General features: G+C 69.7%; 27 protein-coding genes. 15 read left to right on the top strand and 12 right to left on the bottom strand.

The features are described 5' to 3' along the window. Positions 1-14: 14 nt before the first annotated feature. A complete protein-coding gene (locus CVV72_RS08450) occupies positions 15-689 on the top strand; it encodes a TetR/AcrR family transcriptional regulator (RefSeq protein WP_219151842.1) in 675 nt (224 codons plus the stop codon). After that, on the top strand, positions 686-1,819 hold the full coding sequence (locus tag CVV72_RS08445; RefSeq protein ID WP_219151841.1) for an NAD(P)/FAD-dependent oxidoreductase: 1,134 nt from the start codon (positions 686-688) through the stop codon (positions 1,817-1,819). The genes CVV72_RS08450 and CVV72_RS08445 overlap by 4 nt, the downstream gene beginning before the upstream one ends. On the opposite strand, the gene CVV72_RS08440 is transcribed toward CVV72_RS08445, so the two are convergent. Beyond that, positions 1,810-2,400, bottom strand: coding sequence for an ABATE domain-containing protein (locus CVV72_RS08440; protein ID WP_219151840.1), 591 nt, complete (start codon positions 2,398-2,400; stop codon positions 1,810-1,812). The genes CVV72_RS08445 and CVV72_RS08440 overlap by 10 nt on opposite strands. Positions 2,401-2,497: 97 nt before the next feature. On the opposite strand from CVV72_RS08440, the gene CVV72_RS08435 reads away from it, so the two are divergent. From CVV72_RS08435 to CVV72_RS08425, 3 genes are read left to right on the top strand one after another with little or no spacing between them, the layout of a single operon-like run. Then, complete coding sequence (locus tag CVV72_RS08435; protein ID WP_219151839.1) at positions 2,498-3,265, top strand: MBL fold metallo-hydrolase; 768 nt, start codon at positions 2,498-2,500, stop codon at positions 3,263-3,265. 2 nt (positions 3,266-3,267) lie between these two features. Further along, entirely contained in the window at positions 3,268-4,056 is a 789-nt protein-coding gene (locus CVV72_RS08430) for a dienelactone hydrolase family protein (RefSeq protein WP_370641880.1), read from the top strand. Continuing rightward, the gene (locus tag CVV72_RS08425) at positions 4,053-4,274 is read left to right on the top strand and encodes a hypothetical protein (protein WP_219151838.1); all 222 of its coding nucleotides are present in this window, start codon (positions 4,053-4,055) and stop codon (positions 4,272-4,274) included. Before CVV72_RS08430 ends, CVV72_RS08425 begins: the two co-directional genes overlap by 4 nt. 67 nt (positions 4,275-4,341) lie before the next feature. On the opposite strand, the gene CVV72_RS08420 is transcribed toward CVV72_RS08425, so the two are convergent. Beyond that, entirely contained in the window at positions 4,342-5,487 is a 1,146-nt protein-coding gene (locus CVV72_RS08420) for an epoxide hydrolase family protein (RefSeq protein WP_370641879.1), read from the bottom strand. 81 nt (positions 5,488-5,568) lie between these two features. Here CVV72_RS08420 and CVV72_RS08415 point away from each other — a divergent pair, with 81 nt between their 5' ends. Continuing rightward, positions 5,569-6,120 (top strand): ABATE domain-containing protein, encoded by a 552-nt coding sequence (locus CVV72_RS08415; protein WP_219151836.1) that lies wholly within the window; start codon positions 5,569-5,571, stop codon positions 6,118-6,120. An 11-nt stretch (positions 6,121-6,131) separates the two neighbouring features. After that, on the top strand, positions 6,132-6,824 hold the full coding sequence (locus tag CVV72_RS08410) for a class I SAM-dependent methyltransferase (protein ID WP_219153870.1): 693 nt from the start codon (positions 6,132-6,134) through the stop codon (positions 6,822-6,824). Here the strand turns inward: CVV72_RS08410 and CVV72_RS08405 are convergent. Further along, entirely contained in the window at positions 6,821-7,786 is a 966-nt protein-coding gene (locus CVV72_RS08405) for an AraC family transcriptional regulator (protein ID WP_219151835.1), read from the bottom strand. The two genes, CVV72_RS08410 and CVV72_RS08405, sit on opposite strands and share 4 nt — an antisense overlap. Positions 7,787-7,879: 93 nt before the next feature. On the opposite strand from CVV72_RS08405, the gene CVV72_RS08400 reads away from it, so the two are divergent. Next, complete coding sequence (locus CVV72_RS08400) at positions 7,880-8,785, top strand: NADP-dependent oxidoreductase (RefSeq protein WP_219151834.1); 906 nt, start codon at positions 7,880-7,882, stop codon at positions 8,783-8,785. 373 nt (positions 8,786-9,158) lie between these two features. On the opposite strand, the gene CVV72_RS08395 is transcribed toward CVV72_RS08400, so the two are convergent. Together CVV72_RS08395 and CVV72_RS08390 are read right to left on the bottom strand one after the other, a co-directional pair. Further along, a complete protein-coding gene (locus CVV72_RS08395) occupies positions 9,159-10,805 on the bottom strand; it encodes a WXG100 family type VII secretion target (protein ID WP_219151833.1) in 1,647 nt (548 codons plus the stop codon). Between the two features lie 99 nt (positions 10,806-10,904). Continuing rightward, positions 10,905-11,684 (bottom strand): SDR family NAD(P)-dependent oxidoreductase, encoded by a 780-nt coding sequence (locus CVV72_RS08390; protein WP_219151832.1) that lies wholly within the window; start codon positions 11,682-11,684, stop codon positions 10,905-10,907. Positions 11,685-11,769: 85 nt separating this feature from the next. Between CVV72_RS08390 and CVV72_RS08385 the strand changes: the two genes are divergently transcribed. Then, a complete protein-coding gene (locus CVV72_RS08385; protein ID WP_219151831.1) occupies positions 11,770-12,621 on the top strand; it encodes a helix-turn-helix transcriptional regulator in 852 nt (283 codons plus the stop codon). Here the strand turns inward: CVV72_RS08385 and CVV72_RS08380 are convergent. After that, the gene (locus tag CVV72_RS08380) at positions 12,571-13,803 is read right to left on the bottom strand and encodes a helix-turn-helix domain-containing protein (RefSeq protein ID WP_219151830.1); all 1,233 of its coding nucleotides are present in this window, start codon (positions 13,801-13,803) and stop codon (positions 12,571-12,573) included. The genes CVV72_RS08385 and CVV72_RS08380 overlap by 51 nt on opposite strands. Positions 13,804-13,955: 152 nt before the next feature. Here CVV72_RS08380 and CVV72_RS08375 point away from each other — a divergent pair, with 152 nt between their 5' ends. Further along, a complete protein-coding gene (locus CVV72_RS08375) occupies positions 13,956-14,786 on the top strand; it encodes an SGNH/GDSL hydrolase family protein (protein ID WP_219153869.1) in 831 nt (276 codons plus the stop codon). Positions 14,787-14,851: 65 nt separating this feature from the next. On the opposite strand, the gene CVV72_RS08370 is transcribed toward CVV72_RS08375, so the two are convergent. Next, positions 14,852-16,033, bottom strand: coding sequence for a S8 family peptidase (locus CVV72_RS08370; RefSeq protein WP_370641878.1), 1,182 nt, complete (start codon positions 16,031-16,033; stop codon positions 14,852-14,854). Between the two features lie 260 nt (positions 16,034-16,293). Between CVV72_RS08370 and CVV72_RS08365 the strand changes: the two genes are divergently transcribed. Further along, positions 16,294-17,097: a pentapeptide repeat-containing protein gene (locus tag CVV72_RS08365; protein WP_219151828.1), complete on the top strand. Its 804-nt coding sequence runs from the start codon at positions 16,294-16,296 to the stop codon at positions 17,095-17,097. Between the two features lie 5 nt (positions 17,098-17,102). On the opposite strand, the gene CVV72_RS08360 is transcribed toward CVV72_RS08365, so the two are convergent. Continuing rightward, complete coding sequence (locus CVV72_RS08360; RefSeq protein ID WP_219151827.1) at positions 17,103-17,741, bottom strand: SDR family NAD(P)-dependent oxidoreductase; 639 nt, start codon at positions 17,739-17,741, stop codon at positions 17,103-17,105. A gap of 114 nt (positions 17,742-17,855) precedes the next feature. Here CVV72_RS08360 and CVV72_RS08355 point away from each other — a divergent pair, with 114 nt between their 5' ends. After that, on the top strand, positions 17,856-18,809 hold the full coding sequence (locus CVV72_RS08355) for a YafY family protein (protein ID WP_219151826.1): 954 nt from the start codon (positions 17,856-17,858) through the stop codon (positions 18,807-18,809). Here the strand turns inward: CVV72_RS08355 and CVV72_RS08350 are convergent. After that, entirely contained in the window at positions 18,788-19,726 is a 939-nt protein-coding gene (locus tag CVV72_RS08350; RefSeq protein WP_219151825.1) for an AraC family transcriptional regulator, read from the bottom strand. The genes CVV72_RS08355 and CVV72_RS08350 overlap by 22 nt on opposite strands. A gap of 81 nt (positions 19,727-19,807) precedes the next feature. On the opposite strand from CVV72_RS08350, the gene CVV72_RS08345 reads away from it, so the two are divergent. Both CVV72_RS08345 and CVV72_RS08340 read left to right on the top strand, forming a co-directional pair. Beyond that, complete coding sequence (locus CVV72_RS08345) at positions 19,808-20,635, top strand: NAD(P)H-binding protein (RefSeq protein WP_219151824.1); 828 nt, start codon at positions 19,808-19,810, stop codon at positions 20,633-20,635. A 32-nt stretch (positions 20,636-20,667) separates the two neighbouring features. Beyond that, positions 20,668-21,159 (top strand): DUF1772 domain-containing protein, encoded by a 492-nt coding sequence (locus tag CVV72_RS08340; protein ID WP_219151823.1) that lies wholly within the window; start codon positions 20,668-20,670, stop codon positions 21,157-21,159. 5 nt (positions 21,160-21,164) lie between these two features. Here the strand turns inward: CVV72_RS08340 and CVV72_RS08335 are convergent, their stop codons facing one another. The 3 genes from CVV72_RS08335 to CVV72_RS08325 form a co-directional block, all read right to left on the bottom strand. Then, positions 21,165-21,938 (bottom strand): alpha/beta fold hydrolase, encoded by a 774-nt coding sequence (locus tag CVV72_RS08335; protein ID WP_219151822.1) that lies wholly within the window; start codon positions 21,936-21,938, stop codon positions 21,165-21,167. A 70-nt stretch (positions 21,939-22,008) separates the two neighbouring features. Continuing rightward, the gene (locus tag CVV72_RS08330; protein ID WP_219151821.1) at positions 22,009-23,235 is read right to left on the bottom strand and encodes an RNA polymerase sigma factor; all 1,227 of its coding nucleotides are present in this window, start codon (positions 23,233-23,235) and stop codon (positions 22,009-22,011) included. Continuing rightward, entirely contained in the window at positions 23,232-24,365 is a 1,134-nt protein-coding gene (locus tag CVV72_RS08325) for a glycosyltransferase (protein WP_219151820.1), read from the bottom strand. The genes CVV72_RS08330 and CVV72_RS08325 overlap by 4 nt, the downstream gene beginning before the upstream one ends. Before the next feature lie 74 nt (positions 24,366-24,439). On the opposite strand from CVV72_RS08325, the gene CVV72_RS08320 reads away from it, so the two are divergent. Next, positions 24,440-25,465 (top strand): hypothetical protein, encoded by a 1,026-nt coding sequence (locus tag CVV72_RS08320; RefSeq protein WP_219151819.1) that lies wholly within the window; start codon positions 24,440-24,442, stop codon positions 25,463-25,465. Positions 25,466-25,473 lie beyond the last annotated feature (8 nt).

Raw genomic sequence — 25,473 nt, 5'->3', positions numbered from 1 at the left:
GGTATGATGGCCGTATGGCACCCGAGAAGAGCCGCCGGGAACGACCGGCCAAACCCGCGTTGACCCGTGACGGCATCGTCGCCGCCGCGGTCGCGATCCTGCGCGAAGAAGGCCTCCGGAAGGTCACGATGCGCCGTCTGGCGCAGGAACTCGACACCGGCGCGGCCTCGCTCTACGTCTACGTCCGCAACACCGCCGAGCTGCACGCGGCCATCCTGGACGAACTCCTCGGCACGATCCCCTCGCCGGCCCCCGACGGCGACTGGCGTGATCGGCTCGAACGGCTGCTCACGGCCTACACCGCGACGCTGCTCGAATATCCCGGTCTCGCCCTGTCCGCACTGGTGGCACGCCCGAGCGGCGAGAACTATCTCGCGCTGTGCGAAAACCTGCTCGCCCTCCTGGCCGAGGGCGACGTGGCGCCCGAGCGGCGCGCGTGGGGGATCGACATCCTGCTGCAGCACGCGACGGCGACCGCGGCCGAGCACGCCGACGAAGAGTCACCGGAGGAGTGGGACGCGCTGGCCCGCGCCGTGCGGGACGCCGACGAGACGACCCACCCCCAGATCGCCGCCCACGCCGCCGACCTGCTCACCGGAGCACCCGAGCAGCGGATGTCGTGGGGGCTGCGGGTGCTGATCACCGGAATCACCCACACGAGTCTTCCCGTCGAAAGGAATCAGGCATGACCACACATCACCCCATCGCGATCATCGGCGCCGGTCTCGGTGGGCTCACCTTGGCCCGAGTCCTGCACGTCAACGGCGTCGAGGCCGCGGTCTTCGACCTCGACGCCTCGCCGTCCGCGCGCACGCAGGGCGGAATGCTGGACATCCACGCGGACTCCGGGCAGGCCGCGCTGCGGGCCGCCGGTCTCCACGACGAATTCCGGGCGATCGTGCATCCCGGCGGCGAGGCCGTGCGCATCCTCGACCAGCACGCGGTGCTACATCACGAGGAGACCGACGAAGGCTACGGCGGACGCCCGGAAGTGGCCCGGGGCGATCTGCGTGACCTGCTGCTCGGCTCCCTGCCCGAAGGCACCGTTCGCTGGGGCGCCAAGGTCACGGGCGCCCAGCCGCTCGGCGGCGGCAGGCACGAAGTCGTCCTGGCCGACGGCACGAAGTTCACCACGGACCTGCTGATCGGCGCCGACGGCGCCTGGTCCAAGGTCCGGCCTCTGGTGTCCGCCGCGGCACCGGCCTACGAGGGCGTCTCCTTCGTCGAAGTGCACCTGAACGAAGCCGAAACCCGCCATCCCGCGAGCGCGGCACTCGTCGGCGGCGGCATGTTCTTCGCACTCGGCGCGGGCAAAGGGTTTCTGGCGCATCACGACACCGCCGGCAGCCTCCACGTCTACGTCGCGCTGAAAACCGCCGAAAACTGGGTCTCCACCGTCGACTTCGGTGACACCGCCGCCGCGAAAGCGGCCGTCCTGGCCCACTTCGACGGGTGGGACGCGGGACTACGGGCGCTGATCACCGACGCCGACGGCGAGCTGATCCCGCGGCCGATCCACGCGCTGCCGATCGGCCACCGCTGGGACCGTGTCCCCGGAGTCACCCTGCTCGGTGACGCCGCGCACTTGATGTCACCGTTCGCCGGAGAGGGCGCCAACCTCGCGATGCTCGACGGCGCCGAACTCGGTCTCGCGCTCGCCGCGAATCCTGGCGACGTCGAAGCCGCCCTCGGCACGTACGAGGCGGCACTGTTCCCGCGCAGTGAGGCGTCTGCGGCCGAATCCGCCGAAAGCCTCGTCCTCTGCTTCGCCGAAGACTCCCCGCAGCCTCTGCTGGACCAGTTCGCGTCCTACCGCTGACCGGCCGGCTGCGAGCGCCTGGCATAGGCGCGGGCGGCACGAGCCCGGTCGCCGCAGCGCACGGAACACCACTGGCGCCGCCCGTTGCGCAGGAAGAACCGCGTACACGGCGGCGACCCGCAGGCGGCGATCCGCTCCGCGTCCGGGCCGGTCAGCAGGTCCGCGGCGTTGGCGGCGAGCGTCGCCAACGCGTGCTCGACGATCTGGGTGATCGGATGCGAGGCGGTGCGGTGCAGCCCGCGGGCCGGGTCCCAGCGCAGGAGTTGCGCGGTGGGCGCCTTGCTCAGCGCTTCGTTGACGGCGTTGAGGGCGCTCTGCGGAGCCGGATCCGAGCACGACCTCGACGCGAGCAGCACCCGCACCTGCTCGCGCAACGATCGGACCAGACCCGCGCACATCTCCTGCAGACCGGCGTCGACCGGCGCGAGCCCCTGTTCGGCGAGCCACGTCGTCGCGGCGGCCGGAGTGCCGAGCAAATCGGTGAACTGGCCGCCGGGCAACGCGATCGTGGTGTTGGCGAGCGCCAGCGCGACGTACTGCTCGGAGCCCGGGGCCGGGGGAAGGGCAGCGGTGTCGTCCACGTGCTCATCGTAGGTCCTCACGGAAGTTGTTGCACTCTTCCGTGACAACTGGTTAATGTTCTCACGGAAGCAGGAATTAATATCCGTGAGGAGAAGCATGCACCAGCTCAGCGAACAGCTCTCGGTCCAGGTCACCGGCGGCCCGACCGCCGTGATCGACTACGGCGGCCTGCGGTTCCTGACCGACCCGACCTTCGACGAGCCCGGCCACTACGGGCGGCCCGACGGGAAACCCGGCCTCACCAAGACCGCGCCGGCCTCGGTGAACCCCGCGGATCTCGGCCCCATCGACGCCGTCCTGCTCTCCCACGACGAGCATCCCGACAACCTCGACCACTCCGGCCGGAAGCTGCTGGCGGAAGTCCCCTTGACGCTCACCACGCCCAGCGGGGCGGGCAGGCTGGGCGGCACCGCGAAAGGGCTGGAGACCTGGGAGACGGTCGAACTCGACCGGCCCGGTGGGGGAGTCGTGACCGTGACCGCCGCGCCCGCGCTGCACGGCCCGGAAGGCTCGGAGAAGGTCACCGGCGACGTCGTCGGATTCGTGCTCACCGGTCAGGGGCTGCCGACGGTCTACGTCAGCGGCGACAACGCCTCGCTCGACGTCGTCCGTCAGGTCGCCGACCGGTTCGGCCCGGTCGACACCGCTGTGCTCTTCGCCGGGGCACCCCGGCTGAAGCCGATCTTCGACGGCGCCCTGCTCGTCCTCGACAGCGCGCTGGCGGCGGAGGCGACGCGGATTCTCGGTGCCCGCGCGGTCGTCCCCGTGCACATCGACAGCTGGGACCACTTCACCGAAGGCCGCGACGACCTGGTGGCCGCGTTCACCGCGGCCGGACTGGCCGATCGGCTGCGGCTGGGCTGAGCTTGATCGTCTACGTTCGGAGGCACACCGACGAGACGAGGAGCATCGCCATTCCCGCCACCACGCTGAGCATTCCCACGCCGGACGGCCAGTCCGACGCCTTCGCCGCCTTCCCCGGCGGCGGAACGCATCCGGGTGTCCTCCTGTACCCGGACGCGTTCGGGCCACGCCCCGCCCTGTGGGACATGGCCCGCGAACTGGCCGGACACGGCTACTACGTACTCGTCCCGAACGTCTTCCACCGGCACCGCCCCGCGCCCGTTTTCGACCTGCCCGAACACATCACCACCGAAAACCGCCCCGCGCTCTTCGGCCAGATCATGCCGCTCATCGAAGCGCACACCACCGAACGCGCGCTGAGTGACGCCGCCGCGTACCTCGACTTCCTCACCGCTCAGCGCGAGGTCCGCGGCGGACCGGTCGCCACGATCGGCTACTGCATGGGTGCCGTCCTCGCGATGCGCACCGCGACGGCCCATCCCGGCCGGGTCGCCGCGGTCGCGGGATTCCATCCCGGCGCCCTGGTCACCGACCAGCCCGACAGCCCGCACCGGCAGATCCCCGGCCTCACCGCGAGAGTCCACCTCGGGCTCGCCGAGAACGACATGACCCCCGAGGCGATCACCGAAATCAGTCAGGCGTTCGACGCCGCCGGCGTCGGCTACAGCTGCGAGATCTACCCCGGCACCGTCCACGGTTTCACCATGTCCGACACCGACGCCTTCGACGAGGCCGGATCACGGCGCCACTGGGAACGACTGCTCGCCCTCCTCGGCAGCACGCTGGGATGACCTGGCCCGAGAAGGACACCCGCCGAGTCGCCCTGCGGAACGGGCAGTCGTTCCTCTGGCACCTCGACGCCGACTGGGAAACGACAACGCGCGTGATCCGCGTCAAGGAGGACGGCACCGACGGACAGATCCTTGTCCTCGACCCCTACCACCACGCGTTCCTGCCCACGCAGACGCAGGTCCGTCGCGCCATCCGTGACGCCTTTCGCGCCGGCTGACAGCCCGCCATGAGACGACCGCCGCTCGCGATGAGCTTCGACGGCGAGCGCTTCGTTCCCTGAAACCTCAGCGGTTCCCCGCGGCCAGTACCGCCGCTAGACCTTCCCGCAGGTCCTTGACGAAATATCCGGGGACTTCCAGCGACGGGAAGTGACCTCCGGATTCGGGAGACCGCCACCGGACGATCCGCCGGTACCGCTCCTGCGCCCAAGGGCGCGGGCATTTCTCGATGTCGCGGGGGTACATGGTGATCGCCGACGGGACGCCGACCCGGAGACCGGGATCCAGCGAGTCGTGGCTTTCGTAGTAGATGCGAGCCGCCGACGCGCCGGTCCGCGTCAGCCAGTACAGGGTCACGTCGTCGAGAACGCGGTCTCTGGAGATCGTCTCGAACGGACTGTCTTCGGTGTCCGACCATTCCGCGAACTTGTCGAGAATCCAGGCGAGCAGCCCGACCGGTGAGTCGACGAGGGAGTAACCGATGGTCTGCGGCCGAGTCGCCTGCTGTTTCGCGTACGCCGCGCGACGGCCCCAGAAATCCTGGGTCTGCTCGGCCCACTCGCGCTCGATCGTCGTCAGCCCGTCCATGGACAACCCGGGCGGGCCCTGTGCGAACGTCGAGTGGATCCCGAGCACATGCTCCGGAAACCGGCCGCCGAGCACCGTCGTGATGTTGCCGCCCCAGTCGCCGCCGTGGGCCACGAACTCGCCGTAGCCGAGTCTTCCCATCAGCTCCACCCACGCGGCCGCGATCTTTTCGGTGCCCCATCCGGTGGTGGCAGGCTTGTCGCTGTACCCGAATCCCGGCAACGACGGGGCCACGACGTGGAACGCCGGCGCGTCCGCATCCCTCGGATCCGCGAGTTCTTCGATCACGTCGACGAACTCGGCGACACTGCCCGGCCAGCCGTGGGTCACGATCAGGGGAGTGGCATCGGCACGCGCGGATGGGCGATGCAGGAAGTGGATGCCCACGCCGTCGATGCTCGTGCGGAACTGGCCGATCCGGTCGAGACGCTCTTCGAACGCCCGCCAGTCATACCCCGTGTGCCAGTACTCCACGACATCGACGAGGTCGGCGAGGGGAACTCCCTGGCCCCATCCGGAGACCGTCTCGGCCTCGGGTAGCCGCGCCGCGGCCAATCGCGCACGCAACTCCTCGAGTTCGGCGTCCGTCACGCGGCTTTCGAATGCTTGCACCTCGTTGGTCATGAGACCTCCTGGCATCGCGGAACCGGCTCAGACGGTTCTAACAGTCCCAGCCGACCGCACGCAACCGGCTAAGGTGGTTCCATGTCTCCTGGGTTTCCCGACTTCCGCCTCGGCAGCGTGCTGGCGACCAGCTTCACGGCGACTCTGACGGAGCGGCACGGCGACGCCGTGGAACGCACCCCGACGCCGCAACGGCTCGTGGACTGGCTGGCCGTGAACGCACTCGACGTGGACTCCTGCACCATGGCCCAACTCGACCTCGCGCACGAGCTGCGGGAAGCGATTCACGCCGCCGCGACAGCGACCGCGCTCCAGGAGGCGCTTCCCGCGTCCGCCGTCCAGGTCATCAACGAGTGCAGCGCCCGGGGACAGGCCACGGCCCTCCTGACGCCCGAGGGCGAGCGGCGATGGCGGGTTTCCGGAGTGGAAGACGCCCTCGGCGTGATCGCCGCCGACGCGATCAGCCTCGTCGCGGGCGAACGGGACGGGAAATTCGCCTTGTGCGCGTCGCCGACCTGCCGGGCCGCCTTCTTCGACGCCAGCCAAAGCCGCACCCGCAGATGGTGCGACATGAACACGTGCGGGAATCGCCAGAAGAAAGCGCGGTTCAACGCCAACCGTAAAAGCCGGTGAAAGGCATCGCGATGGAGAACGACTACGACGGTTTCGCCGAGGCATACGCGGCCGAAACCGAGAACAGCCTGCTCAACGCCTACTACACGCGGCCCGCGATCCTGAACCTCGCCGGCGACGTGACCGGCAGGCGGATCCTCGACGCCGGCTGCGGCGCCGGCCCTCTGTTCGAGGCACTGCGCGAGCGGGGCGCCATCGTGTCCGGTTTCGACGCCAGCGCCAAGATGCTGGAACTGGCGCGGAAACGACTCGGAGACGACGCCGCCCTCCAGGTCGCCGACATCGGCGCCCCGCTGCCCTTTCCCGACGGCGCGTTCGATGACGTCGTCGCGGCCCTCGTGCTGCACTACCTCGAAGACTGGTCCGCGCCACTGGCCGAGATCCGGCGCGTGCTGAAACCCGGCGGCAGGTTGATCATGGCCGTCAACCACCCGCTCCTCTTCAAACTGGTCCATCCCGGCGCCGACTACTTCGAGACCGCCAAGTGGTCCGACGAGTACACCTTCAACGGCCGGAAAGCCGTGCTGACGTACTGGCATCGGCCCCTGCACGCGATGACCGACGCGTTCACCGCGGCGGGCTTCCGGTCCGCCGTCATCAGCGAACCCCCTCCGGCACCGGGCGCGCACGAGCGCTTCCCCGAGGAGCTCGCGGGCAAGACCGCCTTCTTGAGCTTCCTGTTCTTCGTCCTCGAGGCCGCCTAAGCCAAAGGTCCTCGACGAACCGCGCGCCGCGAGCGCGTCTCCGGGCTGCGGGAAAACGACCGCCGGTACTTGCCGGGCGGGATCTCGTACTGGCGTTTGAACGCCACGGCGAGAGCGAATTCCGACTGGTAGCCGACGGCATCGGCGATGGAGCTGAGCGGCGCGTCGGACTCGCGCAGCAGCCGGGCCGCCGTGGTCATGCGCCACCAGGTCAGGTAGCGCATCGGTGGTCTGCCGACCAGATTGGTGAACTTCTTGGCGAACGGGGCCCTGGACAGACCCGCGAGCGCGGCGAGCGATCCGACCGTCCACGGGTGCGCCGGTTTCCGGTGGACGGCGTGCAGCGCGGCCGCGACGCCCGGATCCCGCAACGCCGTCGCCCAACCGGTGTCAGGCCCCGTCCGGGCGCCGTCGAACCAGGCGCGCAAGGCGTAGAGCAGCAGCATGTCCAGGAGTGCGGGAATGGCGGCGTCCGTTCCGAGCCGCGGCCGCGCCGATTCGGCGTCGAGCATGCCCACTACGGTCCTCAGTTCGCCGCGACCGTCGGCGAGGGTGTCGAGGTGGATGACCTCGGGTAGGTCCTGCAGCAAGGGATGCCGGCCCTCGGGTGCGAGTTCGTAGGCGCCGCACAGGGTGACGGTGGAAGGTTCCGGCGTGTCAGCGAGCGCGAGGGGATGCTCCTCGGCGGCCGGATCGCACGGCCGCGCGGTCGGCGGTGTGGCCGGGCTGTCCGCCAGTACATGCCCGCGTCCGTGTGGCAGGAGCACGACGTCACCCGCGACAAGCCGCACCGGCTCGGCGCCGGCCGGGACGAGAACGCAACTGCCCCTCACCACGACACGGAAGCCGACGGCGCCGGGGACCGGAGAGAACCGTTGCGCCCAGGGGCCTTGCCACGCCACGAGTGCGAACCTCGGGCGGCCGGTACGTACCACCGACAGCACGTCGCTCAGCACGTCCATTGCGGCGACCTTACGTGTTCGGAGACGATCGCGAAGGAAATAGGCGGGTTTGGCACATGGTTCGTCTCTCCAGGCGTCCCTACGGTCGAGAACATGAGAGCCGCACGGATTCATCAGCACGGTGACGCGACCGTCATCCGCATCGAGGAGATCGCGCGGCCCGTCCCCGCGATGGGCGAGGTTCTGATCGAGGTCGCCGCCACCTCCTTCAATCCCACCGAGGTGGCCCTGCGCTCCGGCGCGCTCCGTGACCTGGTTCCCGTGACTCTGCCCCTCACCCTTGGCTGGGATGTCGCCGGCACGATCGTCGAACTCGGGGAAGGAGTGCGCGCGCACTCGGTCGGCGACCAGGTCATCGGCTGGATCGACGGTGCGGCCGCGGAGTTCGCCGTGGCCGACGCCGCGGTGCTGGTCACGGCGCCCGCCGCCATCCCTCTCGCCGACGCGGCCGCTCTGCCGCTCGCCGGGTTGACAGCGTGGCAGGCGGTCGAGCGCGCACGCCTCGTCCCGGGGGAACGGCTCCTGGTCAACGGCGCGGGCGGCGGCATCGGCGGCTTCGTCGTCCAACTCGCGAAACGTGCCGGCGCGCACGTGATCGCCACTGCCAGTCCGCGCAGCAGGCAAGCGGTCCAGCGGTACGGCGCGGATCTGATCGTCGACTACACCACTTCGTCGCTCGGCGACGCGCTCGGCGGTCAGGTCGATGTCGTCCTGAACCTCGTCGGTCTCGACGAGCCGCGAAGCGCGGCGTTGGCCGCGCTCGTCCGGCGCGATGGCCGCATCGTCTCGGTCACCAACGAGATCAAGGCGCCGATCGCCACGCGTGTCGTCGCCCGTAATGACTCCGCCCAACTCGCCGAACTGGTGGCCTTGGTCGACAGCGGCACGATCACGGTCGAGGTGAGCGAACGACACCCGCTCAGCGCGCTCCCCACCCTTCACCGCAGAAGCGAAGCGGGCGGCATCCGCGGCAAGGTCGTCGTTCTACCAGTGGCTTGACCTGGCAAAACGCTCTCAGATCGCCGCTGAGCGCCTGATCGGGGTCGCCTGGTGTCTTCGCCCCGGCTCCCGTGGGTCCTTCGACGGCGTATTTCGCGCTCTTCTCAAGCCCACTCAGTCATAAGGGGCATTATCACGGTGCATCTTCCCTGTATTGGTTTCGCGCACTGGTATCGCGAAATCAGTTACGCGTATCGCGTGAAAGGGCAAAACGGACAGCGTTTGAGGCTGTGGAGAGGGAAGAGGCGCCGATGTGCGGAGTGAGAAAGCGGGAGGCGCGATCGGGGACGCGCGGGCAACCGCGGCGACCTCCCTGAGCGCGCTCCAAACGGACAGGATCGGCACACCTGTCGGCTGAAGCGAAACGCCCGGTTCAGGCGAGGGTGCTCCCGAGCTTGTCCAGCCCCTCGCGGATCCCGTCCTCGATGCGCCGGTACGTGTCCGCGCTAGTGACCAGGCTGTCGGCGATGCCGCCGACCGTGTCCACACCCGCTGTCAGCCGATCCCCGGCGGCACTGATGTGCTTGGTCAGCGTGTCGCTGAAGGTGGCGGCCGCGGGTACCTCGCCGAGCAGATGCGACACCAGTTGCAGCCTTGACGTCGCGCCGGCCGCGGCACTCAACGTCGACGTCGCCCCGTCCAGGACGCCGGCGGCACCGACCAGTGAATCGGGATCGGTTTCGTACCCTGCCTCGACGGGGGAGAGCGCGCCGTCCGGGTCGAGCCCCAGCTCCTCCAAGGAGATCCTCGTGAGCTCGGGCTCGTCCCACTTCGAACCCGGGTTCTTCTGGTAGCCGTAGGCGCCGGATTCGTGCGCCAACACGATTTCCCCGTCGATTTCGACGGCTTCCTCGACCCCGTGCGAGTCGTAGCCGTCTTCGTTGCCCGGCTCGCCGCCCCTCAGCTCCAGTTCCTCGCGGTCGTTGAAGTCGTACCACTCCGGCGTCCGGTCCTGCCGGTAGAACCTGCCGCTGTGCCCGTCGGACGAGGAGAAGATGAACTCGTCGTCGCGGACCACGACACCCTGGACGTTGTTCGGTGTCTCGATCGGATCTCCGGCCTTGTCCGGCTGGGGTGAGCCGTCCGGGCCGAGCGGGACTTCGTAGAGCCGGTTGTTCCCGTAGTCGCCCACGAAGAGCTTGCCTTGGGCGTAGGTGACATAACTGTGAGCGGGCGTCGGGACTACGTCGACGGCGTCGACCGGTTTGCCGCTGTTCTGGGCGGCGTCGAGTTCGGCCTTGTCGTAGACGTACACGTAGCCGTTGGACGAAACCCAGACGTGCTCACCGTCCGTCGCGACGCCGCCGGTATGGGTGGGAGCGCCGACGTCGCCGTTGCCGTCGAGGTAGACGTTGCCCGCTTCCACGCCGGTCTCGTAGTCGACGTAGGTCAGCCTGCTCGGCGTCAGTCCGGGCCCGATCGGGTTGTCGCCGGAGCCGTCACCATCGCCGTCGTGGTACGAGCCCACGAGCAGGTTCTCGCCGTCATAGGCCAAGCCCTGGGAGGTCCACGGCTCGCCTGGGTCGACACCGCTGATGTCGGCGTTGCCCTCGCTGTCCCAGCCTTCACCACGGCCGTCGGTCGTGGCCGCCAGCGCGGTGAGCCTGCTTTCGTAGGTCTGCTGGGCCGCGGTCAGCGCCCGGATGGTCGTCATCGCGATTTCCGGTGCTTCGACCAGTTCGCTCAGGCCGAGCTCGCGCCATGGCTTGATGGCGGCGTCGGCTGCCGTCCGCAAGGCGGTATACGCCTTCGCGGCGCCTTTGACGGCTGCCTCCGAGATGTGGAGCTGGGCGTACACCTCTGCGACGGCTCGTGACGACGCTCTCGCCTTGCCGATGAACTCGGCCGCCGCCGTGCCACGCCAGGACCGTGCCGCCCGCAGCGCGCCGTCGGAGATCCCGTCCGCGACCGTCTGCAACGACGCCTTGGTGTCGGCGATGGTCGCGCCGACCTCGGCGATACCCGCCGCGTCACCCGCGGTGAGCTTGGCGTAGAGCGGCTCGGGATCCAGGAACGGCATCGGCTTCTCCTCGGGCAACCCCCGGCCGGGGTGGGTGGTGCGCGTTCAGACGCCGACAGGCCGGCACCGGTTCCCGCACCTCACCCACCCCGCCACCACTCAGGCCAGCATGCCGCCGTCCACCCGCAGGACCGTGCCGGTCACGTACGAAGCACGGTCACTCAGCAGCCACGCGGCGGCCTCGGCGACCTCCTCGGGTTCGGCCACCCTGCCCAACGGGGTACGCGCGTTGAGCTGCTCGAGGATGCCCGGCGAGCTGTCGACCCACTCGGAGAACATCTCGGTCAACGTCGTACCGGGGGCGACGGCGTTGATGCGGATCCCTTCCGGGCCGTAGGTGGTGGCAGCGGAGGCGGTGAGGCTGTTGACGCCCCGTTTCATCGCCCCGTACGCCGGGAGTTCCGGATTGGACATCAGGCTGCCGACGCTGGTGTTGTTGACGATGGCCCCGGTCTTCGCGGTGGCCCGGATCGCCTCGATCTGGGCGAGCATCGCCAGCCACGGGCCCTTGAGGTTCACCGCGTAGATACGGTCGAAATCGGCCTCGGTCACCTGGTCCATCGGGCCCGGCGGCACGTTCGTCGCGCCGTTGTTGAACGCGACGTCAAGCCTGCCGTGCAGTTCCACGGCACGGCCGACGGCCGCGCGGATGCTCGACGCGTCGCCGAGGTCGCACACCACGTGATCCGCGACGCCGCCGCCCGCGCGGATCTCCTCGGCCACGGTCTTCAGCTGGGACTCGGTGCGAGCGGCGAGTACGACGCGGGCGCCTTCCCTGGCGAACAGCCGCGCGGCGGCGGCACCGATACCGCGGCCGGCGCCGGTGATGAAGGCGACCTTGCCGTCGAGCAGGCCCGGAACAGTCGTTGAGTTGGTCATGGCACCGAGCGTTCCTCCGCCGTCGGCGCCTAGCCAGGCACCGGCGGTACCTGGCTGGCGTACCGGCATCGTCCACACTGGAGTGGTGGACAGACGACAACTCGCGGACTTCCTGCGCACCAGGCGCGAGCGGATCACTCCCGCCGACGTCGGCCTCCCCGCCGGGCACCGTCGCCGTACTCCCGGGCTGCGGCGTGAGGAGGTGGCGCAGCTGGCGTTCATCTCGACCGAGTACTACACCCGGCTGGAGCAGGCCCGCGGCCCAAGGCCTTCTCGCGAGGTGCTGGCCGGGCTGACCAGGGCCCTTCGGTTGTCGGACGTGGAACGCGATCACCTGCATCACCTCGCCGGCGCGCCGCCGGGGCCGCCACCCGGCCCGTCCCGGGAGGTCCGGCCGAGCATTCTCGCGCTGTTGCACCGTCTTCCGCAGGCGGCGGCGATCGTGCTGTCGGCGACCTACGACGTGCTCGCCTGGAACGACCTCGCCGCCGCGCTGATGGAGGACTTCTCCGCACTGCCGCCACGGGACCGCAACCTCGTGCGCCGCGCATTCCTCGGGCCACGCCCGGACGGGCGGCGGCTCTACGGGGTGTCCGATGTGGACGAGTTCTCCGCGAGCGCGGTCCGCAACCTCCGGGCCACCGCGGGCCGTTACCCCGACGACCCCGAGGTCACCGGACTGATCCGGGAACTGCTCGACGGCAGCGAGGAGTTCGCCCGGCTGTGGGCCGCGCACGACGTGTGCGCTGCGCCCACCCTCTGCAAGACCTTCCGGCATCCGGTGGTCGGCCCGATCAGCGTGAACTGCGACGTCCTCGACATCTCCGACCGCGACCAGCAGGTCCTGATCTACACCGCCGACCCCGGAACGCCCTCGGAGAACGCGTTACGCCTGCTGTCCGTCGTCGGGACGCAGCGGATGGACGCCCCGCTCTGAGCGTTTTGTAGGTTCCCTCGATACGAGTGGATCGATCCTCAGCGCGATCGCCAGCGCGAACCGCCCGGCCGGATCGTCGATCGTGCCGCCGAAGAGCGTCCGCAGCTGCCGGATCCGGTACCGGATGGTCTGGACGTGGACGTGCAGTTCGACGCCGATCGCCTGCGGCTGGTCGGGCCGGGCGAGCCACGCCGCGAGGGTCGTGGTGAGCCGTCGCCTCGCCGGTTCGGGCAGACCGCCCAACGGCGCGAGGACGTCCTTCGCGAACTCGGCGGCGAGTTCGGGGTCGGCGGTCACCAGCAGATCGATGCGGTGGTCGACGGTGTGGACCAGCGGGCAGCCGCCGAGCGCGCCGGTGCGCGTCAGCCGCCACAGCGCGCTTGCCCGGCGGGCGCTGAGCGCCGCCGAGCGAAGCGGCACGACCGGGCCGACCCCGGCCTGATCGTCGCCGAGCAGGTCCCGCAAGCGGCCGAGATACCACTCGAGCCGGTCGGCGGGCATGACCACCGCGGTCAGGTCGTGGTGACGGCCGATCAGCACTCGGCCCGGCATCCGGTCCAGTAGCTGCGGTGCGACATCGGCGCTGGTGACGGCGATGACAAGCCTGCCAGGCAGCACCCACGCGGCTTGGTTCGCGGCGTCGTCGAGCTGGTCGCGGGCGACGGCCGGTTCGGCGAGCAGGAGACCGAGGAGCCGGTCGCGTCGCGCTTGTCCGGCCCGCGCCGCTTGTGACCGCGCCTCGGCGTACCCGTCGGCGGCCGCCGCCGAGAGTTCCGCGATGAACGCGAACAGCGCTTCGCCGAGTTCGACGATCGCCTGGGTCGGCAGATCCACGGCAGGTGCCGACGAGGTGAGCTGTCGCCAGACACCCAGCGCCGCCGATTGGTAGAAGCCGAGCATCTCCTCGAGGCTGCGACCCGCGGTGTGCTGGGCCCGGCCCTGCGCCCGGTAGACCTCCCGGTCGGTGGTGATGTCGGGATGACCGATCTCGCTGAAGAACGCATGCAAGGCGACGTCGAGAGTGACCTGGAGGTTCGCGGCCGTCCGGTCGTCCAGGGGGCTCCGCAGTCCGGCGCGGACCTGGTCCATCGCGGCGGACGCGATCGCGGCGGTGTCCGGCTCCAGCCGGGTCAGCACTGAAGCGTCCAGCCTGCGCCAGGGCTGTGCCGACGCCTTCGTCATAGAGGGAACCTACAAAACCCCGATCAAGAACGCGCGCCTCCGTTCTAGTGGTCTTCCGCTGCTCAGCGGACGCTGATCGCGGCATTCGACGACGCATGCAGGAGGCGGCAGTGACACGTACGCGCTGGGGAAGACTCGCCCGGATCGCCGCGGTGGCGGGCACCGCACTGACCCTCGTCGGAATCGGGCCACCGGCCCTCGCCACGGCGGAACGGCAGGTGTACGTCGCGATGGGTGACTCGTTCTCGGCGGGCTCGGTGGTGCTGCCGCAGTCCGATCTGCTCACCTGCGCCCGGTCGGCGATCAACTACGCCGGGCTGCTGGCGAAGCAACTCGACGTGGACGAACTGCGCGATGTCACCTGCGGCGCGGCGACCACGTCCCATTTCACCAATCCGCAGAAAGGCATCGTCTCCGGCACCAACCCGCCGCAGTACGACGCGCTCTCGGCCGACACGACGCTGGTGACCGTCGGGATCGGCGGTAACGACGTCGGCCTGGTCGGGCTCGCGACATCGTGCGTGAATCTGCTTCCGGTGGGCACTTCGTGCAAGGCGGCCAACACCACGGGCGGGGTGGACAAGTACGCCACCAAGATCGACGCCTTCGCCGCGACCTACGGCACGGTCATCGAGCAGATCCGTCAGCGCGCTCCGCGGGCCGAGATCGTCATGGTGGGCTACCCGACCGGGATCAAGCCGGGGGGATGCTGGCCGCTCGTCCCGGTCCTGCCGCAGGACGCCGACTACATCCAGGCCAACATCGACCGGCTCAACGCGCGAATGGCCGAGCAGTCCGCCGCGCACGGCGCGAAGTACGTCGACATCCGGACGCCGAGCATCGGTCACGACGCCTGTCAGCCGATCGGCGTCAAGTGGATCGAGGGGCTCATCCCGTCGGTGGTGAACAACAGCTTCGCTCCGCTGCACCCGAACGCCGCCGGGCTCGCCGCCGTGGTTCCGAGCATCCGGAAGGTGCTGTAGCGAAACACCTCGTGAGTGGTTAGGACGGTTAGAACCGTCCTAACCACTCACGAGACCGATCAGGTTCAGGCGGTCGGCGCCCAGTACAGGAGCCGGTTCGGGGAACCGGAGCCCGGGTTGGTCACCTTGCCGGGGGTGGCCGCGTTGATCAGCGCGGTGGCCACCTGCGCGGGTGTGGCGGTCTTGTTGTTCTGCAGGAACCGGGCGGCGACGCCGACCACGTGCGGGGTCGCCATCGAGGTGCCGCTGATGGTCTTCGTCGCGGTGTCGTTGGTGTTCCACGACGACGTGATGTTCGTGCCCGGCGCGAAGATGTCCACGACGCTGCCGTAGTTGGAGAAGCTGGAGCGCGCGTCGGTTTCGGTGGCCGAGCCGACGGTGATCGCCTGCGTCACGCGGGCGGGGGAGAAGCCCGAGGCGTTCGAATTGGAATTCCCGGCGGCCACGCCGTAGGTGACGCCCGCGGCGATCGACCGGCGGACGGCGTCGTCGAGCGTGGTGGAGGCGCCGCCGCCGAGGCTCATGTTGGCCGCGGCCGGTTTGACGTGGTTCTTGGTGACCCAGTCGATGCCGGCGATGACTCCGGCGGTGGTGCCGCTGCCGGAGTTGTTGAGCACGCGGACGCCGTAGACGGTGGCGCCCTTGGCGATGCCGTACTGCGATCCGGCGATGGTGCCGGCGACGTGGGTGCCGTGGCCGTTGCCGTCCTGGGCGACGGCGTCGTTGTCGACGAAGTCGTAGCCGTTGCGGGCGCGGCCGCCGAAGGTCTGGTGGCTGATCCGCACGCCGGTGTCGATGACGTAGACGTTCACGCCGGCGCCGGTGCTGGTGTAGCTGTACTTCTTGTCCAGCGGGAGGTTGCGCTGGTCGACGCGGTCAAGGCCCCAGGACGGCGGGTTGATCTGGGTCGCGTCCGCGCGGACCACCTGGTTCTGCTCGACGGACGCCACCGACGGGTCGGCGGCGAGCCGCTTGGCCTGCCGCTCCGACAGCGTCGCGGAGAAGCCCTTGAGGGAGCTGCTGTAGACCTGCTCGACCTTCGCGCCGAAGCGGTTCGCCAGCGCGCCCACGACGCCGGTGTCCTTCAGCGTGACGATGTAGCTGTTCGGGATCGCTTCGGCGGATCCGGCGGCGAGGATCCGTCCTTCGGCGGCTTGGGCGGGAGCGGCGGTCACGCTGATCGCCACCGCGACCGCGCTCACCATTCCGGCACGCGACAGCCAACGCGTTTGTCTCGTCTCTCGCATGTGTTCGTCCTGTCGTTCGCAGGGGACCGGCCGGTCAGGACCACAGCGGCGGAAAGCGGTCCGGCACGACCGCATGGGACGGCACCTGCCGGATCCCACGGGGATCGAGGCTATTGAGCGGCCGAGATGTCCGAATCGACTGAACGGGGCAGCACCCGACCTTCGTCTGGCGGCCATTGGCGGCGGGTGCCCTGCACGGAAAGTGCTCTCCGTACCCTGTGGCTGGAACACCTTGCCGATCATCTGGAGCCCGAACCACCGTGCCAGCCCTTTCCAGCCTGCGAGCCGACTGCGAGAACTGCTTCGGCCTGTGCTGTGTCGTCCCGGCCTTCGCGGCGTCGGCCGATTTCGCGATCACCAAACCGGCCGGTCAGGCGTGCCCGAACCTGCGCGAGGATTCCCGGTGCGGCATCCACGACAAGCTCCGCACGAAGGGCTTCACCGGCTGCACGGTCTATGACTGCTTCGGCGCGGGCCAGAAGGTCTCCCAGGTCACCTTCGACGGCGAGGACTGGCGGAAGGCGCCGAAGACGGCGCGATCGATGTTCGCGGTCTTCCCGGTCATGCGGGATCTGCAGGAACTGCTCTACTACCTCACCGAGGCGGCGGCACTGCCGACGTCCGCGCCCATCCGCGACGACCTTGCCGAGATGATCGACCGGACCGAACGGATGACGCTGGACACGCCCGGTGTGCTGAGGAAGCTGGACGTCCCCACGCATCGGGCCGCGGTGAACGGGCTGCTGGTGCGCGCCAGTGAACTCGCACGCGCCGCCGTGCCTGGCAAGAAGAAGGACCGGCGCGGCGCCGACCTCATCGGCGCGAAACTCAAGGGGGCGAACCTGCGCGGCGCGCTGCTGCGCGGGGCGTACCTGATCGGCGCGGACCTGCGGGGAGCCGATCTCCGGCAGGCCGACGTCACCGGCGCGGACCTGCGCGACGCCGACGTCCGAGGCGCGGATTTCCGTGACGCGCTCTTCCTCATCCAGTCGCAGCTGGACGCGGCGAAAGGCGACGCGACGACGAAGCTGCCGGAGTCGCTCGCCCACCCCGCGCACTGGTGAGTTCCCTATCCTTTGTGGACGATCTCCCGTGTCCAGTCCGCTCGGGGCTGGGTGTGCAGCCGCCAGTAGTGCTCGGCGATGTCGTCGGGGTCGAAGGGCGTGCCTTTCGCGACCGGTCCGGCGACGGTGACCGTGGCGACATGCACCCCTGACGGGCCGAACTGTGTGTCCAGCAGCGACACCAGCGCCCTCACCCCTGCTTTCCCGAGCGAGAGGCTCGTGTAGGCGGGTACGGTTTCAGGCATCCCGCCGGTCACGATGATCGTGCCCGCACCGCGTTCGGCCATCCGCGGCGCGATGTGGGCGGCGGCGGTGATCGCGCCGACGACGTTGACCGACCACGCCGCGAGATGCCGTTCGACGGACAGTTCCCCGGGTGCGTCGGCCTGGATGATCGCGGCGTTGTAGACCACGACGTCGGGCTCGCCGTGCTCGCGCACGGAGGTGTCGAGAGCGGTCTTGAGGGCCTTCTCGTCGGTGACGTCGGCCGTCAGCGCCAGCGCGGTGCCGATCTCGGCGGCCAGTGGGGTGAGGGTCTCCGTGGTGCGGGCGATGAGGGTGATCGGTAGCCCTTCCCTCGCGAATCGGTGGGCGACCGACCGACCGATACCCGGTCCTGCGCCGATGACCACTGCGCCTGCCATGTCTTCTCCTTCTGGGTCGGTGGGACGACCGTAGGGGTTGACATCGATGTGAAGGTCAAGCGTCGATCCCAAAGTGCTCACCCGGTGAGCGATTCACCTGCCAGACTCGTGCCCATGCGTGCCGATCGCCTGGTGGCCACCCTCCTGCTGATGCAGGCTCGTGGCCGCGTCACGGCTGCCGAACTGGCCGAGGAACTCGAGATCTCCGTCGCCACCGCCCGGCGCGATCTGGAGGCGCTGTCCGCCGCGGGCGTGCCGGTGTACCCGCAGCCCGGCCGCGGCGGTGGATGGTCGCTGGTCGGCGGGGCGCGGACCGACCTCAGTGGACTGTCGGCGTCGGAGGCCCAGGCGTTGTTCCTGCTCGCGGGCCCGGCCGCGTCGATCTCGCCCGAGGTCAAATCCGCGCTGCGGAAGCTGGTCCGGGCCCTGCCCGACACCTTCCGCGCCGACGCGCAGGCCGCCGCGGACGCCGTCGTCATCGACCCGTCACGGTGGGGTGAGCGGGAGAAAGAGCGGCCTGAAGTGCTCGCCGTGCTGCAGGGCGGGATCGTGCGGCGCTGCAAAGTCCGCTTCGGCTACGCGAAAAAGGGCGCGGAACCGGTCGAGCGGGTCGTGGACCCGTGGGGGCTCGTGGACAAGGACGACATCTGGTATCTCATCGCGGGCACCGAGAAGGGCCAGCGCACCTTCCGGGTCGACCGCGTGTCCGACGCCGAGGTCACCGACCTGCCCGCCGATCGCCCGGACGACTTCGAGCTGTCGAGCGCCTGGGAGCGGGTCGTCGACCGGGTCGAGGAACGTCGTTCGGGACTGGACGCGACCGTGCTCATCGCCGAGCGGCACCTGCCGATCCTGCAGGACCACTTCGGACGGCAGTCCACTGTGGAGGAGAAGCTCGATGACGGCCGCGTGCGGGTGACGGTGTCGGCGCCGGTGGCGTGGATGATCGCCCAGCAGCTCGCGGGCTGGGGCTCGATGATCGAAGTGCTGGGGCCTCCGTCGGTCCAAGAGGAACTCGCGCGGATCGGCGCGGAACTGGTCGAGCGTTACGCGACGCCGGTGCGGTAACCCTGCGGGCTGACGCCGTGCTCGCGTTTGAACGCGGTGCTGAGCGCGAACGAACTGCCGTAGCCGACCTGGCGGGCGACCGCGCCGATCGTGACGTCGGGATGCTGACGCAGGAGATCCGCGGCGAGCGCGATACGCCAGCTCGCGAGATACGCCATCGGCGGTTCGCCCACCGCGGCGGTGAACCGGCGGGCGAACGCGGCGCGGGAAACTCCCGTGTCGGCCGCGAGACTCGCCACGGTCCACGGTTCGGAGGGCTTGTGCTGCAACAGTTTCAGCGCCCGTCCGACGACCGGATCGCTGTGCGCGCGATACCAGGCGGGTGCTTCGGCGCCGGGCCGGTCGAACCAGGTCCGCAGCGCGGCGACCAGGAGCAGGTCGAGCACCCGGTCCAAGACGGCCTCCTGACCGGGCGTGTCCTTGACGATCTCGCCGGCCAGCAGCGCCACGAGCGGGTTGTCCCACTCCTCGTCCCGCACGACCAGCAGTGACGGCAGCGCGTTGAGGAGCCGTCTGCTGATCTCGCCTTCCAGCGGATAGGTGCCGGTGAGCAGGACGACGGGACCGTCCGGATCGCTGCCCCAGGTGCGGACGCCCAGATCGGACAGCTCGGTGAGGTGCTGCCCGTCCGGGGTCAGGCATTCCTGTCCGGGCAGGATCATCGCCTGCGGTGGCGTGGCCGGGTCGTCCGCGACGAGATACGGGTCCGGACCGCGCGCGATGGCGATGTCGCCGGTACCGAGGCGGATCGTCTCCCCGTGGTCGGGCACGACCCAGGACTGCCCGCGAACCTGCGCCATCACCGTCAGCGGCGCCTCGTCCTCGACCCGCAGGGACCACGGCGGGGTCATGACCGACTTCAGCAGGAACGCGCCGCGGGCGCGGGGGCCGTCCAGCAGACCTGCGAGGGGATCCATGGCGACAAGTGTAGACGATGAAACATGGAACAGAGCCTTTGAACTATGTTCCGTCTCATTCGGAGGCGCTTGACTAGGGGCATGACAGAGACGAAGAACATCGAGACGGTCCTGGTCCTCGGCGCTACCGGCAAGACGGGGAGCCGGGTGGCGCAACGCCTGACCGAGCAGGGCGTCGCGGTCCGCAAGGCGTCGCGCCCCGGGTTCGACTGGAACGACCGGTCGACCTGGACGGCGGCGGTCACCGGGATCAGCGCGGCTTACCTGACCTACTACCCCGACCTCGCCTTCCCCGGTGCGGCCGAAGCGATCCGCGACTTCTCGAAGCTGGCCGTCGAACACGGCGTCCGGCGACTGGTCCTGCTGTCCGGTCGCGGCGAGGAGGAGGCCGTGGTCAGCGAACAGGGGGTGCGGGACTCCGGTGCCCAGTGGACGGTCGTGCGGGCCAGCTGGTTCGCCCAGAACTTCAGCGAGCATTTCCTGCTGGAACCGGTGCTCGCCGGTGAGATCGTGCTGCCCGCCGGGCGGGTGACCGAACCGTTCATCGACGTCGAGGACATCGCCGACGTCGTGGTGAAGGCGCTGACCACCGACGGGCACGACGGCGAGGTGTACGAGCTGACCGGGCCCCGGTTGCTGGGTTTCGCGGACGCGGCGGCGGAAATCGGCAAGGCTTCGGGGCGAGAGATCCAGTACGTTCCGGTTTCCGCGGCGGAGTTCGCCGCGGGAGCGGCCGAACAGGGCGTACCGGAGGAAGAGATCGAAGGCCTGACCGACCTGTTCACCCGAGTCCTCGACGGCCGGAACGAATCCCTCACCGGTGACGTCGAGAAGGTGCTGGGCAGGCCCGCGAGGGACTTCTCCGAGTACGCCGCGAAGGCCGCGGCCACCGGAGTCTGGAATCAGTGAAACGATCGGGAATCGGAAGGGAGGCGACAGGAATGGCGACGCTGAGCGAGATCGTCCTGATCGCGGCCGTCATCACGGCGGGGTTGATCGCGGGCTTGTTCTACGCCTACACGTGCTCGGTCATGCCGGGACTGGGCCGGGCCGATGCCCGGACGTACGTGACCGGGATGCGGGAGATCAACATCGCCATCCTCAACGGCTGGTTCGCGATCAGCTTCGGCGGGGCGCCGTTGCTCGCCGCGGTGGCGGCGGTGCTGCACTTCCGATCGGAACTGCGGTCCGCGCTGCCGTGGATCATCGCGGGGTTCGTGCTGCTACTGGTGATGGTGATGGTGACGATGGCGATCAACGTGCCGTTGAACAACGCGCTCGAAGCCGGTTTCGACGGCGACAAAACCGACTTCGAGGCGCTGCGGGCGAAGTTCGAGGGTGTCTGGGAACGGTGGAACCTGGTCCGGACCTTGGCCGCGATCGGTGGCTTCGGTGCGCTGGTGGGCGGGCTGATCGTGCACGTCCGCGCCTGACGCGGTCAGGCTCCGAGAATCTCCCGGAGCAGCGGAGCGAACGTGGCGGCCTCGGCGGCGAAACCGCCGTGGTCACCGGGGAAGTAGGTCGGATCCAGCCCGAGACGGCCGGCGGCGAGCACCGCCGCCTCATGTGCGGGCTGCCCGGCCGATTCCTTGCCGACACCGACGACGATCCGGGTCCCCGACGCCTTCAGGGCCGCGTAGTCCGGGGTGAAGTCCCCGATCATCTTCATCAGGTGCACGACGAAGAACTCCATGTTCTTCCGCATCTCCGGTGGGAGAGCACCCTCGCCCGCCTCGAAACCGGCCTCCGCCATGAACTTCGCCATCGCCGCCTCGATGCCGTGCTCGCGGTGGATGCGCAGCAGCTCGTCGGGATCGACGTCGGGCTCCTCGTCCAGCAGGCTGGTCAGCGGCGGTTCGTGCGCCAGGAGCGTCCGCACCCGCCCGGGATGGCGGGCGACGAGCTCGAAAGCCTGCATGCAACCGCCGCTGGACGCGAAGATCGCCGCGGGTTCCTCGCTCACGCTGTCGAGCAGACGGAGCGCGTCGTCGGTGTGGACCTCGATCCGCTGCTCCTCGCCGGGATCGTCGAGGATGCTGCGGGAGATTCCGCGCGGGTCGTAGGTGATCACCGTGTAGTGCTCCGCGAGCAGGCTCGCGATCGGCGCGAACATGCCGGAATCGGCCGCACCACCGGGGACGCACAGCAGCACCGGACCGCTGCCGGTGACGGTGTGGTGGAGCCGGGCGCCGGGAACGTCGAGAACGGCCATCGGATGACCCCTTTCTGTCGGGACTTGTCGCCCACCGACGAACGGCGTCGCCGGAGACAGACACCCGGCGTCACGAGATTTCGGCGAGTTTTCCCGACAGGTAGGCACGCTCGGCGTCGGTACCGGCGAGCGTGAACGCCTCGCGGTAGGCGTCGGCGGCCTCCTCGAACCGGCCGAGACGCCGCAACAGGTCCGCGCGGGTCGCGGGAAGCAGGTGGTAACCCGGAAGACTGCCGGTGAGCTTGTCGACCAGCACGAGCCCGGCTTCGGGACCTTCAGCCATGGCGACGGCGACGGCGCGGTTCAGCTCGACGACCGGCGAGGGCACGAAACGCTGCAGTTCCCCGTAGAGGGCGGCGATCTGCGCCCAATCGGTCTCGGAGGCTTGGGCCGCGGTCGCGTGGCAGGCCGCGATGGCGGCCTGGATCTGGTACTGCCCGGGGACGCCGCGGCGGAGCGCGGACTCCAGCAACTCGGTGCCTTCGGCGATCTCGGCGGTGTTCCAGCGGCCGCGGTCCTGGTCTTCGAGTGAGACGAGGGTGCCGTCGCCGTCGACCCGCGTGGAACGCCGGGCGTCGTGCAGGAGCACCAAGGACAGCAGCCCGAGTACCTCCGGTTCACCGGGCATCAGGTCCGCGAGGATCCGGGCGAGCCGGATGGCTTCGGCGGACAGGTCGGGCCGCAGCAGATCGGTACCGGCACTGGCCGAGTAGCCCTCGTTGAACAGCAGGTACAGCATCCCCAGTACCGCGGCCGTACGTTCGGGCAGCAGCTCCGCGGGCGGGACCCGGTACGGGATGCCCGCGGTGCGGATCTTCCGTTTCACCCGGACCAGACGCTGCGACATCGTCGCCTCGGAGACGAGGAAGGCGCGGGCGATCTCGGCGGTGGTGAGCCCGGCCAAGGTCCGCAGCGCGAGCGCGACCTGGCCTTCCAGCGGCAGTGCGGGGTGGCAGCAGGTGAAGATCAGCCGGAGCCTGTCGTCGTGGACTCCGCTCTCGTCCCGTTCCGGCTCGCCGGGGACGTCCAGCTCGGCGGCTTCCCGCAGTTTCGCCGCGCCGACGGCCTCCCGACGGATCCGGTCGGTGGCCCGGTTGCGTGCCGCCGTGGTCAGCCAGGCGCCGGGTTTCGCCGGGACACCGTCGCGGGGCCAGGTGCGCAGCGCGAGCGCGAACGCCTCCTGGAGGCATTCCTCGGCCAGATCCCAGTCTCCGGTGACCCGGATCAGGGTCGCGATCACCTGCCCGGACTCCTCGCGGAACGCTCGGGTGATCGCGCTGTCGAGGTCGGTGGTCACCGGAGCAACCCTTCCAAGAGCGGAACGGTCTTCTCCGGTGACGGGTACGCGGTGACCTCGTCGCGCAACCGCGCTGCCGCTTCCCGGTAGGACGGTTCCCGCAGCACCGTGGTCACCGCGTCGCGGATGTCGTCCGGCGTGGCTTCGACGACGTCGAGGACGATGCCGAGCCCGAGTTCGGTGACCCGGTCGCCGTTGTGGGGCTGGTCGGCGCCCATCGGGAGCAGCACCATCGGCAGCCCGTGGGCGATCGCGCCCAGCAGGCTGCCCGAACCACCGTGGGTGAGGGCCGCGTCGCAGTACGGGAGGACCTCGTCCTGCGGCAGGTACCTCGTGAGGTGGATGTGCTCCGGTTGTGGGCCGAACTCGGCGGGGTCGATGAGGTTCCCGACGGTCACCACACACGTCGCGTCGACGTCCTTCAGCCCGGCCAGTGCCCGCGCGAACAGGTCACCGGATTCGGTGTTGAAGATCGTGCCGAGGGTGAAGTAGACCGTCGGGCGGCCCTCGACGTACCAGTCCGGCGCCGGTCCACGTCCGGGAACGGGATCGTGGAACGACTGTGCGGTCGGCGGCAGTGGGAACCGGGGATCGCGGAGACTCGCGGGGAACGGTGAGAGCACGAGATGGCGATAGGCCATTTCGAGGTTGCGCTGCGGGGGAAGCCCGTGAGCGGCACGGACCTCGTTGAGCGCGTCGTCGACCAGACCGGGACGAATGAGGACACCCGCCGCCATGACCAGGACGGTCGCGTGGGGGAGACCGAGCTTTTCGGCCGCGATCATCGCGCCGTGATCGGCTTCGTCGCAGACGAGCAGATCCGGTGTCCAGTCTTCGCAGAGCGCCAAGACGTCCTTCGCGCGCAAGGGTGCGGTGCGACGGACGAACCCGTCACGGAGGTCCGCGTCCTCCCGGTCCCTGTCGACGGGCAGCAATGGACGACGGCGGCCGTCACTGCCGAGGTTGGGCCCCGACGGAAACGCGGCGAATCCCGTCGCCTCGACGGTCGGGACCATGAACGGCTCGCCGGTGAACCCGATCGTGTGGCCCGCGTCGGCGAGCGCGCGGGCAAGGGGGAGCAGCGGCCGGAAGTGACCGTTGCCGCCGGCGAAGGTGAACAGGACACGCATGTGAGCGACCCTATCGGCGGTCCTACCGGCGTTGCCTCGCATTTGGTGCGGGCGGGCAGCGCTACCCTGCTGCGGTGATCGATACGGACGCCGACGAGGTCCGGCTGTGCGCGCTGGAAGGCTGCGAGAATCCCTTGCCCCCGCCCGCGGTGGACGCCGACGGGAAACGCAAGGGCGGCAGGCCTTCGGCCTACTGCAGCAAGACCCACGCCGACGCCGCGTCACGCGCCCGGCGCGCGGCCGCCGTGGCGAGCGTGGCCGATCCGCTGCTGGAGGTCCGGCGGATCTCCGACGAGTTCACCCCGGCCGCGGCGTCGCTCGTGGAACTGCTGGACGCCATGCGCTCGCGCTTCGACAACGCCGCCGAAGCCGCGCTGGGCAGGGTCACCGAAGCCGAAACCGACGCGGCCGCGGCCCGGCGCGAGGCCGAGGACGCGCACCAGGCGGCGGCGAAGGCCGACACCGCGCGCGCGACCGCGCTGGCCGCGTCCCGCGACGACAAGATGGCCAAGGCCAAAGCGGAACGCGCCGCCGAACAGGCACTGAAGGACGCCGAGGAGACCCGCCGGCGTTCGTGGGCCGAAGTCGCCGCCCACGAACGGGCCCGGGGCGCCGCGGAAGCCGCGACCGTCGCGGCCGAACGCGCCCGAGACGCGCTGGTCTCCGACCTCCGGACGTTGCGCGAGGACTTCGCGGCCGTCCGGGAGGAGAAGACCCGGCTGGCGGCGGAGCTCGGCGAGCGGGACACGGCGCTGGCCAGGGCGGTCGCGGAACTCGAAGCGCTGCTGGACCGGCTCGACGAGGCGAAGGCCAGGGCGACGGTGTCCGAAAAGGACTGTGCCGCCGCGCGGGCGGAATCGGCCGCCCTGCGTGGAGACCTGGACCGCGTCCGGGCCGAACTCGCTCAGGAGCACACAGCCAGGAGCCTTGCCGAGGCCCGGGCGACGGCTCTGGCCGAAGAACTCGAGCGCGCCCAGTCCCGTGCCGTCGCGGATCAGGCGCGATACGACGACGTCGTCCGGCAACTGGCCGAACTCGCCCGTCCTCCGGTCGTCGAAGAATCGCCCGAATCGCCTGTGGAGGCTCCCGAGCTGAAGTAGAGTCCAGC

Origin of the sequence: Amycolatopsis sp. TNS106 (genome assembly GCF_019330265.1) — a bacterium.
In the GTDB taxonomy this organism is placed as follows: domain Bacteria; phylum Actinomycetota; class Actinomycetes; order Mycobacteriales; family Pseudonocardiaceae; genus Amycolatopsis; species Amycolatopsis lurida.
This window is presented reverse-complemented; position numbering and strand designations above follow the sequence as displayed.

Coding starts and splice junctions, on each gene's coding strand:
- CVV72_RS08415 (WP_219151836.1), top strand. CDS start 5,569: ATGTCTCCTGGGTTTCCCGACTTCCGCCTCGGCAGCGTGCTGGCGACC.
- CVV72_RS08390 (WP_219151832.1), bottom strand. CDS start 11,684: ATGACCAACTCAACGACTGTTCCGGGCCTGCTCGACGGCAAGGTCGCC.
- CVV72_RS08370 (WP_370641878.1), bottom strand. CDS start 16,033: ATGCGAGAGACGAGACAAACGCGTTGGCTGTCGCGTGCCGGAATGGTG.
- CVV72_RS08425 (WP_219151838.1), top strand. CDS start 4,053: ATGACCTGGCCCGAGAAGGACACCCGCCGAGTCGCCCTGCGGAACGGG.
- CVV72_RS08355 (WP_219151826.1), top strand. CDS start 17,856: ATGCGTGCCGATCGCCTGGTGGCCACCCTCCTGCTGATGCAGGCTCGT.
- CVV72_RS08350 (WP_219151825.1), bottom strand. CDS start 19,726: ATGGATCCCCTCGCAGGTCTGCTGGACGGCCCCCGCGCCCGCGGCGCG.
- CVV72_RS08410 (WP_219153870.1), top strand. CDS start 6,132: ATGGAGAACGACTACGACGGTTTCGCCGAGGCATACGCGGCCGAAACC.
- CVV72_RS08405 (WP_219151835.1), bottom strand. CDS start 7,786: ATGGACGTGCTGAGCGACGTGCTGTCGGTGGTACGTACCGGCCGCCCG.
- CVV72_RS08450 (WP_219151842.1), top strand. CDS start 15: ATGGCACCCGAGAAGAGCCGCCGGGAACGACCGGCCAAACCCGCGTTG.
- CVV72_RS08395 (WP_219151833.1), bottom strand. CDS start 10,805: ATGCCGTTCCTGGATCCCGAGCCGCTCTACGCCAAGCTCACCGCGGGT.
- CVV72_RS08345 (WP_219151824.1), top strand. CDS start 19,808: ATGACAGAGACGAAGAACATCGAGACGGTCCTGGTCCTCGGCGCTACC.
- CVV72_RS08435 (WP_219151839.1), top strand. CDS start 2,498: ATGCACCAGCTCAGCGAACAGCTCTCGGTCCAGGTCACCGGCGGCCCG.
- CVV72_RS08340 (WP_219151823.1), top strand. CDS start 20,668: ATGGCGACGCTGAGCGAGATCGTCCTGATCGCGGCCGTCATCACGGCG.
- CVV72_RS08325 (WP_219151820.1), bottom strand. CDS start 24,365: ATGCGTGTCCTGTTCACCTTCGCCGGCGGCAACGGTCACTTCCGGCCG.
- CVV72_RS08335 (WP_219151822.1), bottom strand. CDS start 21,938: ATGGCCGTTCTCGACGTTCCCGGCGCCCGGCTCCACCACACCGTCACC.
- CVV72_RS08420 (WP_370641879.1), bottom strand. CDS start 5,487: ATGACCAACGAGGTGCAAGCATTCGAAAGCCGCGTGACGGACGCCGAA.
- CVV72_RS08360 (WP_219151827.1), bottom strand. CDS start 17,741: ATGGCAGGCGCAGTGGTCATCGGCGCAGGACCGGGTATCGGTCGGTCG.
- CVV72_RS08380 (WP_219151830.1), bottom strand. CDS start 13,803: ATGACGAAGGCGTCGGCACAGCCCTGGCGCAGGCTGGACGCTTCAGTG.
- CVV72_RS08400 (WP_219151834.1), top strand. CDS start 7,880: ATGAGAGCCGCACGGATTCATCAGCACGGTGACGCGACCGTCATCCGC.
- CVV72_RS08445 (WP_219151841.1), top strand. CDS start 686: ATGACCACACATCACCCCATCGCGATCATCGGCGCCGGTCTCGGTGGG.